Here is a 14,231-nt window from a genome sequence, read left to right as displayed (position 1 = left end):
CCGGCAGGCCCGCGCGGTACGGTTCCGAGGTGCCACTCCGCTATGTCGATCCACACAAGAAGCGAGGCCCGCGGTATCAGTCGGGTGTTCGTTTCGGGCGCTCGCGCTTCGGGCAGTTCGTCGCGCGGCACATCGCCCGGCGCACCGACCCGTATCTGTTCCGCCTCACCGACGGACGGGTCAACATGGGGCCGATCGTCAACGCCCCGCTCACCACCACGGGCGCGAAGTCGGGAAAACCACGCACGGTGCAGCTCACGTACTTCCACGACGGGTCCGACGTGATCCTGCTCGCCTCGAACTACGGGGGCAGCAAGCATCCGCAGTGGTATCACAATCTGAAGGCCAATCCGGACTGCGACTTCGGCGGAGAGAGCTTCTCGGCTTCACAGGTCACCGACCCCGACGAGTACACGAGGCTCTACGCGCTCGCGGAGAACGTGTACGCCGGGTACTCCGACTACCGCGACAAAACCGCGCCCGCCGGCCGGCAGATTCCCATCTTCCGACTCACTCCGCGCTGACATCGGTCCCGCCGGAGGGGGTTGTGCCTGAGGCGACTCGTTAGCTACTCTGCGGTCGAGGCGGGGGCCGAGCTGCATCATCGACGTGGGGGAACGCATGATTCGCACCCTGATTGTCGCTGCCGTTGTCGCGGTAGCTGGAATCGGACTGGTCCCCCCGGCTACCAGCGCCGCCCAGGGCGTCGACACCACCGCCGAGGTGCTCAGAGTCGTCGATGGCGACACCATCGACATCCGCGATGACAACCGTGGACGTCTGCGTGTGCGTGTCCTCGGCATCGATACCCCTGAGACCAAAAAACCCGGACACACCGTCGGGTGCTGGGGACCCGAAGCGACCCAGTTCGCCACGACGACGTTGCTCGGGCAGCGTGTCGCCCTGCAACTCGACCCCACTCAAGACCGCACCGACAGCTACGGGCGCACTTATCTGCATTAGTCAAGCTGTTGCTGACGCGCCTGCCCGCGAAGGCCCGTGGCGAGGGGAGGACCTCCGCTCGCTGACCGGTTTATACCCGCGATATGCCCGTTTCATCGTCGGTGAGTTCACTCCAGATGCGTATTCACCGTCGTCGATCACAGGTGTGAGACAAGAAATGAGACACCGCGACCTGGCGCTATGCGAACACAAGTTAGGCCGTGCATGGCTGTCTCGTTTCTCTAGAAACGAGACACAGCCGCCCTAGCTGCGCCCCAATGCTTGGTCGAGTGCGGTGGTGAGGTCTTCATAGCTGCGGGGTTGGATGCGTTCGTCGTTGATGAAGAAGGTGGGGGTGCCTTGGACGCCTAGTGCGGTGCCGTCGCTGACGTCGAGTTGGATGCGCTCCAGGGTTGCGGGGTCGTTGTAGGTGGCGTCGAACGCGCCCATGTCGAGGCCAAGTTGTTGGGCGAACTCGCGGAACACGTCGTCGGCCGGAACCTGTTGTTCACCCCATTCGGCCTGTGTCTCATACATTTTCTTGTACATGGCTTCGAGTTGGCCTTGCTGGGCGGCGGCTTCGACAGCGCGGGCGGCGCGTTCGGCGTTGAAGTGGGAGCGCAGCGGGAAGTAGCGCAGCACGAAGTTCACCCGGTCGCCGTACTCGGCGCGCAGCTGCTCGACGACCGGGTAGAGCGCGCGGCAGCCTTCGCATTCGAAGTCGAGGAACTCGACGAAGTAGATATCGCTGTCGGGTACTGAGTTCAGTCGGTGGCTGTTGTCTCGGACTGTCTGGCCGGCGGTTGAATCGTCGAGTGCAACCTCGGCCGTCGAGCCGGTATCGCGCACTGAAAGAAACACCACCGTCGCAACGGTGGCGACCGCGATGACGAAGATCGTGAGGAGCACGCGGGTGTTGGCCAGGATCGAGCCGAGGCCTTTCATACTCATATCGACGTACTTTAGTATATGGATATGAGCGAGCCGCTGGGTACCTGCGATCTGCTGTGTTTGGACCTGCCCCACGCGGAGCAGATCCGGACCGCGGTGCCGGACATCGCCACGGTGCAGGCCGCGGCCGCGGCAGCCCGCGGCTTGAGTGATGCCACCCGGTTGTCGATCGCCGCGGCGTTGGCGGCCGGCGATGAGCTGTGCGTATGCGACATGGCCTGGGTGATTGGCCTCCCACAGGGTTTGGTGTCGCATCATTTGCGCCAGCTCAAGAACGCCTCGCTGGTGTCCTCGCGGCGGCAGGGAAAGTTGGTGATGTACCGGCTGACCGAGCGTGGACGTCAGTTGATGGCCGCGGTGCTGCCCACGGTGAACGTGGCCGCCGGGAAGGAGCCTGATCGTGTCTGATGCGTGCTGCGGATCCAGTAGCGCCGCCGAACCCGAGGCGGAACGACCGCGACCGGTGGTGCAACCCGGCCCGTCCTACCCGTCATCACACCTACACGCACCGCGGCTGCCGTTGAGGTCGGATGCCAGTGCTGCGCCCCCACCCCTGGGCCAGACGCCAAGAGCAGCACCACCGCACCCGCTAAGTCGGCAGCCAACCTGCAGCGACGAGGCTGACCGCCCCGAGAGGAGCACCCGATGACACGGATCAGCGACCAGGCCGCCCTGGTCTACCGCAACGAGATGGCGGCCGCCAAGAACGCCGCCGACGCGACGACTCGGTGGCGACATCTGGAGCGGGCGCACATCGTGTCGCAGCCCGACCCGTGGCTGCATACCTGCAACCACGCCGCGATGTTGGCGCTCGCGCTGCGCCAACGCGACCGCCGCGAAGCGCTCGGCCAGGTCGTGCGCCTCATCGTCGCCGCGGCGCCAGGCTCGCTGAGCGGGCGGTACCCCGTGGGCAACACCGGCCGTGTCGCTGCCGGGCTGATGACCCCGATGCTCATACCTGACGACCTCGCCACGCTGACCAGCTAACCCACCCAAGCGAGCACGCGCGAGACAGAAACTGAGACGTCCAAAATTCTCTAGAAACCAGACAGATTCGGTGGGGCGTCGCGCGGTCTCAGTCAAACCATGGATGCGTAGTGGAGCTGTTCCTCGCGCTCGCCTGACCATCGCCGAGCACGAGATTCATGAGGTGTGTGTCAGGGCTCGGTGGTCAGCCGGTCTAGTAGTGGTCGTAGGTCTTCGGCTAGTAGTGCCATGAGGTACACCGCCGCGACTCTGTGCTGGCGGTCGAGGACCATCGTGGTGGGCACCACGCTGGTCGGATAGTTGCGTCCCAGGGTGATGAGGCTGCGCAGCGAGGGGTCGAAGATGGAGGGATATTGCACGTTGCGGTCGGTCACGAAATCGCGTGCGGTGTCGCGGTTGTCGCGGACGTCGATGCCGAGGAACTGCACGCCCCGGTCGCGATATTCGGTGTACACCGTTTCCAGCTCCGGAGTTTCGGTGCGACACGGCGCACACCAGGAGCCCCACACATTGATGAGAACCACTTTTCCGGTGAAATCCGACAGCCGGATCGGTGTGTCGGTGAACAAGTCGGGTCCGCTCAGATCGCCGATCGTGCCCCGCGTCGAGGGTGGGTCATAGAAGATCGCGGTCTGGCCGCCGGGCGAGACGAAGTCGAAGGTGCCGCCTTGGGCGACGGCATCCTCGCCGGTGGTGCAGCCGGTGACCAGGCCTGTCGCGGCGACAACGGCCGCGACGGCGGCGACACATCGCCTGACGCTGGTCCTGACAAACCCTCGCGACGGCCACGTTGTGGACGGCGATGTCACCGCCGACGTTTCTGGCTGCTTAGTTCTCAAAGGCGAGACCGTGGACCAGGATGAAAATGCCGAGACCGATCAACACGATCGGGAAGAGGACGTGTTCCCAGCGTTCCAGGACTTCGGCGACGGGCCGGCGGGTGGCGACGAATTTAGCGGCGAGGACGAGGACCGCGACGAGGGCGAGGAAGACGATGCAGTAGGCCACTACGGCGGCAGGTCCCACGCTCAAAAAGACCGGAACGTAGACCCCGATGTTGTCTCCGCCATTGGCGAAAGTGACTGCGGCGACGGTCAAGACACCAACGTTCTTGCCCGCAACTTTGCCGTCGTCGTCGTCATCGCCGTTGCCCCGCCACGCTTGCCAGGCCGCCCACAGTCCCAGGGCCAGGGGGATGAGCCCGAAGTACGGAATGACCTCCGGGGGCAAGAACGCGCCCGCGCCCAGCGTCACGAGCACCGCCGCGCCCAGAATCCCGGCGAATCCCAGGTATTGCCCCGCGGTGATCCGCGCCGTTGTCCCCCGTTGTCCCGCGCCGCGGGCGAAAAACAGCGAGAGCACGATGATGTCGTCGATGTTGGTGACGATGAACAGGCCGATGGCGGGCAGAACGGAGGACAAGATCATGCCCCTGGCCCCATGTCTGCAGCCGCTTTCGCCTGCCCACCAGCTGTAACGCCGGTGTGGCCGGCGGTCATGACGGCGCGCCTACCGGTGCTGTGCTGGTGGGACTGGCGGCTGGATCGACCGGCGCGGGGGCCAGGGGTGTGGTGCGCCCGGCCCGTACACCGTTGGCGATGACCACGATCTCGGCGAGTTCATGGACGAGCACCACGGCGGCCAGACCAAGTACACCGAACAGTGCCAGCGGCACCAGCGCGATGATCAAACCCAAAGACAGGGCGACGTTTTGCAGCATGATCCGCCGGGCCCGGCGTGCGTGGCGGAACGCTTGAGGCAGGTGGCGCAGGTCTTCACCCATCAACGCGACGTCGGCGGTTTCGATGGCCACGTCGGTGCCCATCGCACCCATCGCGATACCCAGGTCGGCGGTCGCCAGCGCGGGAGCGTCGTTGACGCCATCGCCGACCATCGCCGTGGGACGCTGGGCGCGCAGCTGTTCGATCAGTCGGGCTTTGTCTTCGGGGCGTAGCTCGGCGTGCACGGCCTCGATCCCGACATCGTGGGCCAATGCGGTGGCGGTGGCGTGGTTGTCGCCGGTGAGCATCGCCACGTGGTAGCCGTCGCGGCGCAGTTGGGCGACCACTTCGGCGGCCTCGGGCCGCAGTTCATCGCGCACCGCGATCGCGCCGATCAGCTGCCCGTCGTCTTCGACGAGGACCGCAGTGGCGCCGGCCCGCTGCATCCGCGCGACGTCACCGGCCAGCGGCCCGGGCTCCAGCCAGCCCGGTCGACCCAGCCGGATGGTGCGCCCATCGCGGCGTCCGGTGAGCCCGGCACCGGTGACGGCTTCGACGTCAGTCGCGGGGACAACGCCGGGGGCGGCGGCGAGGATCGCCGCGGCCAGCGGGTGTTCGCTGCGCGCCTCCAGCGCCGCGGCCACACCCAGTACCTGCTCGCGGGTGGCGCCGCTGCTGGTGGCCACCTCGATGACGGTGGGCCGGTTCGCGGTCAGTGTGCCGGTCTTGTCCAGGGCGACGCCGCGGATCTTGCCCAACCCCTCCAGCGCCGCACCGCCTTTGACCAGGGCGCCCAGCTTGCTGGCGGCGCCGATGGCGGCCACCACGGTTACCGGCACCGAGATCGCCAACGCGCACGGTGAGGCAGCGACCAGCACCACCAGGGCGCGTTCAATCCATAAGGTCGGATCACCGAGCAGGCTGCCGATCCCCGCGATCAGCGCCGCGGCAATCATGATTCCGGGCACCAGCGGTTTGGCGATGCGATCAGCCAGGCGCTGGGAGGCGCCTTTGCGGGACTGCTCGGCTTCCACGATGCGCACGATGCGGGCCAGCGAGTTGTCCTCGGCGGTGGTGCTGACCTCCACCTCCAGCACCCCGGTGCCGTTGATCGACCCGGCGTACACCTCATCACCGGGCCCGGCTTCGACGGGCACCGACTCCCCGGTGATGGCCGAGACATCGAGTGCGGTGCGGCCCTGGCGGACGATGCCGTCGGTCGCGACCCGTTCACCGGGCTTGACCAGCATCCGGTCACCGATCCGCAAATCGGCAGGCGCAACAGTTATTTCGGCGCCGTCACGCAGCACCGTGGCCTCATCAGGCACCAGTGACAACAGCGCACGCAGACCGCGGCGCGTGCGCGCCAGCGAGTACTCCTCCAGTCCCTCGCTGATGGAGAACAGGAAGGCCAGCATCGCGGCCTCACCGACCTCGCCGAGGATCACCGCACCTACCGCGGCGACGGTCATCAGCGTGCCCACCCCGATCTTGCCCTTGGCCAGCCGCCTGAGGGTGGACGGCACGAAGGTGTAGGCGCCGGCCAACAACGCCACCGCTTGCAGCGTGAGGACCACCGGTTCAGCGGCGTTCATGAATCCCGCAATCACCCCCGCCAGCAGGAAAATCCCTGAGAGGGCGGCGAACTGCATTTCCTTGATCTGCCAGAGCCGTTCGGGCTCATGTTCCTGCTCGTCGGCGCTGCGGGGTTCGTCGTTGCCGCAGCCGCACGCATCGCTCATCGGTCAGTCTCCTGGGCATCAGTTGTCGCGTCGGTGCGCGAACGGTTTCCGTAGTTGGGGCACAAGGCGACGGCATTGCCGGTGGCGGCCAACAGCGTCTCGGCCGAGGCCAGCAGGTCGAGCAGCTCGGGGTGGGTCAGCGAGTAGAACACCTGCCGACCTTCGGGGCGACCGGTCACCAGCCCGCAGTCCCGCAGACACGCCACATGCGCCGACACCGTGGACTGCGCCAGGCCCAGCTCCCCGATCAGGTCGACCACGCGGGCCTCCCCGTCGGCCAGGCGGCGCACGATTGCCAACCGGGCCGAGTCGGACAGACTGTGAAACAGCGCTACCGCGGCATCGAGATTCGATTCCCCCGACGTCGTGTCGGCGAGGCAACCATCCGCCTTATTCATCGTCATTCATCGATGATAACCGGTCAGCAGCGATACTTCGAGGCCGGGTCGGAGGCCGATGTCGGCGCATCGCCGTGCGGCGTCGCGGTCGTGGACTTCAGCGCGCAACCCCCGCCGCGGGTGAACGGATAGATCATCTGGTGCAGGTAGTCGCTGGGGTAGTCGGGTTTGGCGGCCATGCCGAGCTGGGTGGAGTCGAAGCGGCGAGCCGGGTCATAGGAGTAGGTGCGCATCAGGTGATCCCAGATCAAGGTGAACAGTCCGAAGTTGACATCGCCGACGCCGGCCCATTTGAGGTGATGGAAGCGATGGCCTTCATTGAGGGCAAGCACGTACTTTGCGGGGCCGATGCGGTAGTCGGCGTTGGAGTGTTGCAGCAGCAGCTGAATGGCAACCGCCAGCGCCAACGCTGAGGCGACGTTGACCGGAAGGCCGATCAGGATCAGCGGGGCGACGCCAGCGGCCATCTCGACGGTTTGGTGCAACGGGTGTTTCATCAAGCCGTTGAGGCCGTAGAAGCGGGTGATGCTGTGATGCACCGCGTGGAAGCGCCACAGCAGGCCGACCTTGTGGCTGGCCAGGTGCACGACGGTAATGCCGACGTCGGCGACCAGAATCGCGGTGAGGACCTGGGCGACGAACGGCCAGTGCTGCGGCCACAAGTGGGGTGCGGGCACGATCGCCGCCAGGAGTGGGATGGCGGCGACGCTGGCCAGGATGAGGGTTTCGTTGACCGCGACGTGAATGCGGTCGCGGGTGCTGTCGGCGCGGTCGTGGTTCCACTCGGAGTCATAGGGAATGATTCGCTCGACCAGGAACGCCGTCACGATCGCGACCGCCAACACCACGAGCAACCAGACCTTGGGGGCTCCGGAGGAGGCCAGTGCGATGCCGACGCCATTGAGGCCGATCAGCATGAACGGCACGTACCCGTAGCGGGCCACCATCCGAATCGGGGTGCGGGTCGATGTCGAGGAAGTCGCGCTCATGCGTTGATGGTCGGCGCCCTGCCCGGTGTGGGGCTTGAACGTTTCGGCTACCCGCTGCCCGCGTCGAGGTCCCATGACACATGCCGGCTCAGCACCGAAGGCGCCAGGCCGAACATCTCGCGGGTGGTGCGACTCAGATGCGCGCTGTCGGCGAACCCCGCACCATGGGCGGCGCCGGTGAGGTCATCCCCGGCCTGCACCCGGGTGATTGCGATCCGCAGCCGCGTCCACAACACATACCGGCGTAGCGGGATGCCGACCTGCTCGGTGAACAGATGAGTCAATCGGCTCACCGAAACCCCCACTTGCGCAGCCAATTCCGTTCCGCTGACCGGGCCGTCCGCCGTCAGTTCGGGCAGCAGCCGCAACGCGTCGTCGACCGCCGGGTGACGCGTCGCGACGTCACCATGTGCGGCCGCGGCCGGCGCCAGGTGTGCGACCAGCTCATCAACCACGGCGGCAAGCGGGCGTCGCCGGGTGGAGGCGAAGCTGGGAGTGACCGCCCACCCGCAGCGCACGGCCCGCAGGTGCGCGGCCCGTCCCGGCGCGGACTCCGGCTCCAAGAACACCACCGTCCCCTCCTGCGCGCCGACCTCGATCCGATGCTCGGCGTCGGCGGGCACGACCACCTTCGAGCCGCGATACCGGGTGCCGTGGTCGTCGAGCACCGCCAACACCGTCGTGGCCGACATGACCTGCACAGCGTGATGGGCATGGGCATCGGTGCTGCCAATTGATCCGGTGAAGGCCAACACCCCCGGACGCAACAACGCCGATCCGCCCCAGCGCGGTCCAGCGGTGGGTTCAGTGCCAGACCTGTTTGTCGTCACGAGCGATGGGCCGGATTGGTCGGGTTACGCCGAATGGGTCGACACCGCGGCGGCGACGCGGTTGAGCGCCTCGGGGTTGACGCGGTAGTAGGCCCATTTGCCGCGTTGGTCTCGGCTGACGAGGCCGGTGTCGACGAGCAGTTTCATGTGGTGCGACACCGTGGGCTGGCTCAAGCCGAGTGGTTCGGTGAGGTCGCAGATGCACGCCTCCCCACCGGCCGATGCGGCAATCAGGGACACCAGTTTGACCCGCGCGGGGTCGGCCAGGGCCTTGAACACCGAGGCGAGACGTTCGGCGGCCGGGGTGTCCAGGACACCGCCGGTCAGCGGTGAGCAGCAGGCGGCCACGTCTCTTGAGGTCAACGCAGTGGTCGCGGTAGCCATGTCCCCATGATGACACACGCATTGACAAACGTCGATGCGTCACGCACCATCGGTCTCATCGAAGAACGTCGATGAGAGGAGTCGAGGATGTCGGAGCTGCCCGTCGTAGTGATCGGGGCCGGACCGCTGGGGTTGGCGGCCGCCGCGCACCTGTCCGAGCGTGGTCTGACCCCGTTGGTGCTGGAGGCCGGCAGCGGTCCAGGGGCGGCGGTCGAGCAGTGGGCGCACGTGCGCACGTTCTCCCCGTGGCCCGAGCTGGTGGACCCCGCCGCCGCCGCGCTGCTGGAACCGACCGGGTGGACCGCCCACGAGTCCGGGTTCCCGACCGGTCGGGAGTGGATCGACGACTATCTGGCGCCGCTGTCCGACGTCCTGGGCGCACGGGTCCGGTACGGCGCACGGGTGGAGGCGGTGTCGCGGCTGGGCCGGGATCGGCTGGTCACACCGGGCCGGGCGGAGACACCGTTCGTGGTGCACGTGAGCAACGCCGACGGCACGCAGTGCCGGGTGCAGGCCCAGGCCGTCATCGACGCCTCGGGCACTTGGGGTCAGCCCAATCCCGCTGGCGCTGATGGTGTTCCGGCGATCGGTGAGCGTGCGGCAGCGGCCGCCGGGGTGTTGAGCTACGTTCCTCCGACGCTGGCGCAGGCTTCCGCGCTGGCGGGCAGGCATGTGGTGGTGGTCGGTAGCGGGCATTCGGCGATGACCGCGGTGATCCAGCTCGGCGAGGTGGTGCGCACGGACCCGTCGACGACGGTGACGTGGGTGCTGCGCCGCGGGGTCACCGGCGACACCTTCGGCGGTGGTACGGCCGACGAACTCCCCGAGCGCGGCGCGCTGGGTGTGCGCTCCAGGGAAGCCGTCGAGGCGGGACGGGTGGCCCTGGCGACCGGGTTCCGCACCGAACGCATTGATCTGGTGGACGGTCGCGCGGTGGTGACCGCCGAGGACGGGCGCACGTTGGCGCCGGCTGATCACGTGGTGGTGCTGACCGGGTTCCGGCCCGACCTGTCGTTCCTGTCGGAGATGCGCATCGAGCTGGACCCGATCCTGCAGGCCCCGGTCAACCTGGCCGCCTCGATCGACCCGAACATGCACTCCTGCGGCAGCGTGGCACCCCACGGTGCCGCCGAGTTGGCCCACCCGGAGCCGAATCTGTACATCGTGGGCATGAAGTCCTACGGACGGGCGCCGACGTTCTTGGCGATGACCGGCTACGAGCAGGTCCGCAGCATCGCCGCCGAACTGGCCGGTGACCACGAAGCCGCTCGCCGGGTCGAGCTCACCCTGCCCGACACCGGGGTGTGCAACGGGGCCGGGCTGTTCGACAGCCCCGAGGGCGAGAACGCCGGCGGCGGCTGCTGCGGGTCCGCCCCGGCATCACAGCCGGTGTCACTGCAACCGTTGTCGTTGGCGCTGAACCCCGTTGGCGGATGACCCAAGCGGATTCTCCTGCGGCACCCAGTGCGGCCCGGCACGGGTTGCGCTGGGTGCTGGTGACGTTGTGCGTCACCGAGATCACCAGCTGGGGCGTGCTCTACTACGCCTTCACGGTGCTCTCGGAGCGGATCAGCACGGACACCGGGTGGTCGGCGCCGGCGGTGACCGCGGCGTTCTCCGCCGGGCTGGTGACGTCGGCGGTGGTGGGCATCCCGGTCGGGCGGTGGTTGGACCGGGTGGGTCCGCGCTGGATCATGACCGCCGGCTCGGTTCTCGGGGTGTTCTCGGTGGTGGCGGTCGTGACGGCACCCGACTACGGCTGGTTCGTCGCGGCGTGGGTGCTGGCCGGGGTGGCGATGAGCGCGGTGTTCTACGCACCCGCGTTCGCGGCGCTGACCCGGTTCTTCGGCACCGACGCGGTACGCGCCCTGACGGTGCTGACGTTGGTGGCGGGGTTCGCCAGCACCGTGTTCGCACCGGTGACCGCCGCGCTGTCCGCGCAGATGAGTTGGCGGCACACCTATCTGGTGCTGGCCGTGGTGCTGGCGGTGATCACCATCCCGGCGCACGTCGTCGGGTTGCGGCGGCCGTGGCCGCCGCTCACGGGCTCGCACCAGCACGTCGAGGCGCCGGGCCGCACGGCGCGCAGCGGGCCGTTCCTGGCGCTGGTGGCGGCGTTCGCGCTGGCCGGGCTGGCCTCGTATGCGGTGATCGCGAACCTGGTGCCGTTGATGAGCCAACGCGGCATCAGCACCGGCGCCGCCGCGGTCGCACTCGGCCTGGGCGGCGCCGGCCAGGTGCTGGGCCGCCTGGGCTACCGCACCCTGGTGCGTTCCGTCGGTGTCGTGGCGCGCACGGTGCTCATCATGGCCGGTGTCGCGGCCACCACGGCGCTGCTCGGAGTGTTCAGCTCCTACGCGGTGTTGGTGGCGGTCGCGATCGGGGCGGGAGTGATGCGCGGCATCATGACGCTGCTGCAGGCCACCGCGGTCACCGAACGCTGGGGCGCCACCCATTACGGCCACCTCAGCGCCTTCCTGAACGCCCCGATCATGATCGCCACCGCCATCGGCCCGTTCGTCGGCGCGGCACTGGCCAGCCTGCTCGGCGGGTACGCCGCGATGTTCCTCGCCCTCGGTGCGATCGCGGCGGCGGGGGCACTGCTGGCGGCGGCCAGCAGGCCGCGCGTCGCGACCCCCGCGCCGATCGTCCGGGTCTGACCGTTGTCGGCTCGCGGGCTGATCGGTTGCTGCCCGACGATCAGCTGAATGCTTCGGCTCGCAGGTGTCGGGCCCAGGTCTGGGTGGCCATTTGGGTGGCGTCCCAGGGCGATCCGAGCGGTGGGGTGTAGGACAGGTCCAGCTCGGAGAAGCCCTCGACGCTCATCTCGTGAAACAGCGCGGCGGCGTAGGTGTCGACCCGCTTGGAGACCTCGGCGCTGCGGTGCCCGACGAGCTGGGCGCCCAGCAGCCGGCCGGTGTGTTCGTCGCCGGTGATCCGGATGTGAATCGGGGTGGCGCCCGGATAGTAGGCCTTGTGGTCATCGGGGGTGGCCGTGGTGGTGACCGGTGTCCAGCCGCGGTCCGCGGCGAGGACTTCGTGGTCACGCAGGCCGGTGCGGGCGGCCACCAGGTCGAAGACCTTGACGACCTGGGTGCCCAGGCTGCCGGCGTACCGCGCTGAGCCGCCCAGGGCGTTCTCCCCGGCCACCCGGCCCTGCTTGTGGGCGGTGGTGCCCAGCGGCAGCCACGTCAGGCCGAGGAGGCGGTGGTGGGTCTGCACGCAGTCCCCTGCGGCGAACACATCGGGCAGGTTGGTGCGCATCGCCTCGTCCACGGCAATGGCGCCCTTGATCCCGAGTTCGGCCCCGGCATCGGCGGCCAGCTCCACATCGGGTCGCACACCGACCACCACCAGAACGAAATCGACTGTCTGCTGCAGTGTTTCGCCGTCACGGTGGGCGGTCACGGTCAGCGCTCCGGTGGCGGTGCGGGTAACCGCGGAGACGGTGGTGTTGGTGAGGACCCGCACGCCGTGGCGTTCCAGCTCGTCGTGGACCAGGGCGCCCAGCTCGGGGTCGACCGTCGGCAGCACTTCGGGCAGCGCCTCGATCTGAGTGACGGCGATACCGCGCATGGTGAGCCCTTCGGCCATCTCCAGGCCGATGTAACCGGCGCCGATGATGACCGCCGTCTTGGGGTCACGCTGGGTCAGGGAGTCCATCACGGCGAAGGTGTCGCCCATCGAATGCAGCAGGTGCACACCGTCTTTCGGGCCGAGCGCGTCCGGTCCGGTGAGCCCGTCGATCGGTGGTCGGGCGCTGACGGCGCCGGTCCCCACGATCAGGGCGTCATAGGACAGTTCCGTCGGTGCGCCGGTGGGGTCGAGGACGTCGAGGGTGTGCTCGGCGACGTTGATCCGGGTGGCGCGGGTGTCGGTGAGCACGCGCATGCCGGTGGCGGCCAGGTCATCGGCGGTGCGGTGCGCCAGGTTGGTCCAGTGGGTGACTTCCCCGGAGACGTAGTAGGGGATGCCGCAGATGGAGAAGTTGGGGTAGGCGTCGGCGACGACCACGGTGACCTCGGTGCCGGGGTCGAGTTCCCGGATGCGCAGGGCGGCGCTGATTCCGGCGTCGCTGCCGCCGATGGCGACGATGTGGCGTGCGGGCATGACGAGGACTCCTCGATGTGTCGAGTGGTTGACGGTGGGGTGCAGGCCGCGGCGCGGCGTGAGAGCGGGGTGGTGTCAGGCGCCGGTGAGTGTGGTGTGCAGGCGGTGCACGCGGGCGGTGATGTCGTCGCGGACCAGGCGCATGCGTTCGAGGCCGTCGATGCCGCGTTCGGAGGGTTCGTCGGTGTCCCAGTTCTGCACCCGTGTGCCGGGCAGCGGATCGAGTCGCGCTTCCCGGCCCAGGGTCACCACCAAGTCGACGTCACGGGCCAGCTCGTAGTCAACCGGCTTGGGCTTTTCGCCGGTGATGTCGACGCCCACCTCGAGTAGTGCTTGGGCAGACAAGTCGTTGACCGCACTGCCGGGTTGGGTGCCGGCTGAGTGCACGGTCACGGAGTCACCGGCGATCTGGCGCATGAGCCCGGCGGCCATTTGCGACTTGCCGCCGTTCTTGACGCAGACGAACAGCACTGAGGGCGTACTGGATACGGCCATGGTCATCCTTGGCGTGCGGTGACGTGGAGTTCAGTCAGGAGCCGGCGGACGCGTTCTTCGAGGTCGTCGCGGATGGGACGGACCGCGTCGACGTCCTGGCCGGCGGGGTCGGGCAGCTCCCAGTTCTCGTAGCGCTTGCCGGGGAAGATCGGGCAGGCATCCCCGCAGCCCATGGTGATCACCACGTCGGCGGCTTGGACGATCTCGTCGGTCCAGGGCTTGGGGAACTCGCCGGTGATGTCGATTCCGACTTCGGCCATCGCGGCGACGGCGGCCGGGTTGATGGCATCGCCGGGCTCAGAACCACCCGACCACGCCACCGCGCCGTCACCGGCGAAGTGGGTGAAGAACCCCAACGCCATCTGAGACCGACCGGCGTTGTGGGTGCACAGGAACAGCACGGTGGGTTTGCCGTCGCTGATCTTGCCTTCGACCCGGGCCAAGGCGTGCAGGCGTTGGCGGGCGAACCGTTCGGCCAGCAGGGGCAGGAAGTTCGGGACCGTTGCGCGGCCGGCGAACTGGTCGTAGGAGGTGTGCAGGAACCGTTCAATGGTCTCGACACCAAAGCTGTCGCCGAAGTCACGTTCCAGGCGGGTGGCCGCGGTGGTGAGTGCGTGTCGTTGATCGATGGACAGGTCGCGGTGTGGGCGCAGGGCGGCAGGACTGTCAGACATGGTGCTAC

The 14,231-nt window shown here is 68.0% G+C and carries 17 protein-coding genes; 6 read left to right on the top strand and 11 right to left on the bottom strand.

Features of this window, described 5'->3' with window-relative positions; all coding sequences use genetic code 11:
• The first annotated feature begins 29 nt into the window (after positions 1–29).
• Positions 30–524 carry a nitroreductase family deazaflavin-dependent oxidoreductase gene (locus tag ABDC78_RS24075; RefSeq protein ID WP_178361180.1) on the top strand — a complete coding sequence of 165 codons (495 nt, stop codon included), beginning with the start codon at positions 30–32 and terminating at the stop codon, positions 522–524.
• A 97-nt stretch (positions 525–621) separates the two neighbouring features.
• Positions 622–963: a thermonuclease family protein gene (locus tag ABDC78_RS24070; protein ID WP_178361179.1), complete on the top strand. Its 342-nt coding sequence runs from the start codon at positions 622–624 to the stop codon at positions 961–963.
• 243 nt (positions 964–1,206) lie between these two features.
• On the opposite strand, the gene ABDC78_RS24065 is transcribed toward ABDC78_RS24070, so the two are convergent.
• Positions 1,207–1,893 (bottom strand): thioredoxin domain-containing protein, encoded by a 687-nt coding sequence (locus tag ABDC78_RS24065; RefSeq protein ID WP_083741752.1) that lies wholly within the window; start codon positions 1,891–1,893, stop codon positions 1,207–1,209.
• Between the two features lie 24 nt (positions 1,894–1,917).
• Here ABDC78_RS24065 and ABDC78_RS24060 point away from each other — a divergent pair, with 24 nt between their 5' ends.
• Positions 1,918–2,301 (top strand): metalloregulator ArsR/SmtB family transcription factor, encoded by a 384-nt coding sequence (locus tag ABDC78_RS24060; protein WP_083741751.1) that lies wholly within the window; start codon positions 1,918–1,920, stop codon positions 2,299–2,301.
• A gap of 237 nt (positions 2,302–2,538) precedes the next feature.
• On the top strand, positions 2,539–2,880 hold the full coding sequence (locus ABDC78_RS24055) for a DUF3703 domain-containing protein (RefSeq protein ID WP_178361178.1): 342 nt from the start codon (positions 2,539–2,541) through the stop codon (positions 2,878–2,880).
• 170 nt (positions 2,881–3,050) lie between these two features.
• Here ABDC78_RS24055 and ABDC78_RS24050 read toward each other — a convergent pair whose 3' ends face one another.
• From ABDC78_RS24050 to ABDC78_RS24020, 7 genes are all read right to left on the bottom strand, one after another.
• Complete coding sequence (locus tag ABDC78_RS24050) at positions 3,051–3,590, bottom strand: TlpA disulfide reductase family protein (RefSeq protein WP_083741825.1); 540 nt, start codon at positions 3,588–3,590, stop codon at positions 3,051–3,053.
• 118 nt (positions 3,591–3,708) lie between these two features.
• Entirely contained in the window at positions 3,709–4,308 is a 600-nt protein-coding gene (locus ABDC78_RS24045) for a cadmium resistance transporter (RefSeq protein ID WP_178361177.1), read from the bottom strand.
• A gap of 67 nt (positions 4,309–4,375) precedes the next feature.
• Positions 4,376–6,343 (bottom strand): heavy metal translocating P-type ATPase, encoded by a 1,968-nt coding sequence (locus ABDC78_RS24040; RefSeq protein ID WP_178361176.1) that lies wholly within the window; start codon positions 6,341–6,343, stop codon positions 4,376–4,378.
• Entirely contained in the window at positions 6,340–6,747 is a 408-nt protein-coding gene (locus ABDC78_RS24035) for a metalloregulator ArsR/SmtB family transcription factor (RefSeq protein WP_178361175.1), read from the bottom strand. The genes ABDC78_RS24040 and ABDC78_RS24035 overlap by 4 nt, the downstream gene beginning before the upstream one ends.
• Before the next feature lie 17 nt (positions 6,748–6,764).
• Positions 6,765–7,730, bottom strand: coding sequence for a sterol desaturase family protein (locus tag ABDC78_RS24030; protein ID WP_178361174.1), 966 nt, complete (start codon positions 7,728–7,730; stop codon positions 6,765–6,767).
• Between the two features lie 47 nt (positions 7,731–7,777).
• The gene (locus ABDC78_RS24025; protein WP_178361173.1) at positions 7,778–8,560 is read right to left on the bottom strand and encodes an AraC family transcriptional regulator; all 783 of its coding nucleotides are present in this window, start codon (positions 8,558–8,560) and stop codon (positions 7,778–7,780) included.
• A 24-nt stretch (positions 8,561–8,584) separates the two neighbouring features.
• A complete protein-coding gene (locus ABDC78_RS24020; RefSeq protein ID WP_178361172.1) occupies positions 8,585–8,944 on the bottom strand; it encodes a metalloregulator ArsR/SmtB family transcription factor in 360 nt (119 codons plus the stop codon).
• Positions 8,945–9,031: 87 nt separating this feature from the next.
• On the opposite strand from ABDC78_RS24020, the gene ABDC78_RS24015 reads away from it, so the two are divergent.
• The gene (locus tag ABDC78_RS24015) at positions 9,032–10,381 is read left to right on the top strand and encodes an NAD(P)-binding domain-containing protein (RefSeq protein WP_178361171.1); all 1,350 of its coding nucleotides are present in this window, start codon (positions 9,032–9,034) and stop codon (positions 10,379–10,381) included.
• Entirely contained in the window at positions 10,378–11,604 is a 1,227-nt protein-coding gene (locus ABDC78_RS24010; protein ID WP_178361170.1) for an MFS transporter, read from the top strand. Before ABDC78_RS24015 ends, ABDC78_RS24010 begins: the two co-directional genes overlap by 4 nt.
• Before the next feature lie 40 nt (positions 11,605–11,644).
• On the opposite strand, the gene ABDC78_RS24005 is transcribed toward ABDC78_RS24010, so the two are convergent.
• The 3 genes from ABDC78_RS24005 to ABDC78_RS23995 form a co-directional block, all read right to left on the bottom strand.
• Complete coding sequence (locus ABDC78_RS24005; RefSeq protein ID WP_178361169.1) at positions 11,645–13,054, bottom strand: FAD-dependent oxidoreductase; 1,410 nt, start codon at positions 13,052–13,054, stop codon at positions 11,645–11,647.
• A gap of 75 nt (positions 13,055–13,129) precedes the next feature.
• Positions 13,130–13,549 carry a low molecular weight phosphatase family protein gene (locus ABDC78_RS24000; RefSeq protein ID WP_178361168.1) on the bottom strand — a complete coding sequence of 140 codons (420 nt, stop codon included), beginning with the start codon at positions 13,547–13,549 and terminating at the stop codon, positions 13,130–13,132.
• 2 nt (positions 13,550–13,551) lie between these two features.
• Entirely contained in the window at positions 13,552–14,223 is a 672-nt protein-coding gene (locus tag ABDC78_RS23995) for an arsenate reductase ArsC (RefSeq protein ID WP_083741742.1), read from the bottom strand.
• Positions 14,224–14,231 lie beyond the last annotated feature (8 nt).

Source organism: Mycobacterium sp. DL (genome assembly GCF_039729195.1).
Classification (GTDB): Bacteria; Actinomycetota; Actinomycetes; order Mycobacteriales; family Mycobacteriaceae; genus Mycobacterium; species Mycobacterium hippocampi_A.
The sequence above is the reverse complement of the archived record's forward strand: the minus strand, read 5'-3'. Positions and strand labels throughout refer to the sequence as shown.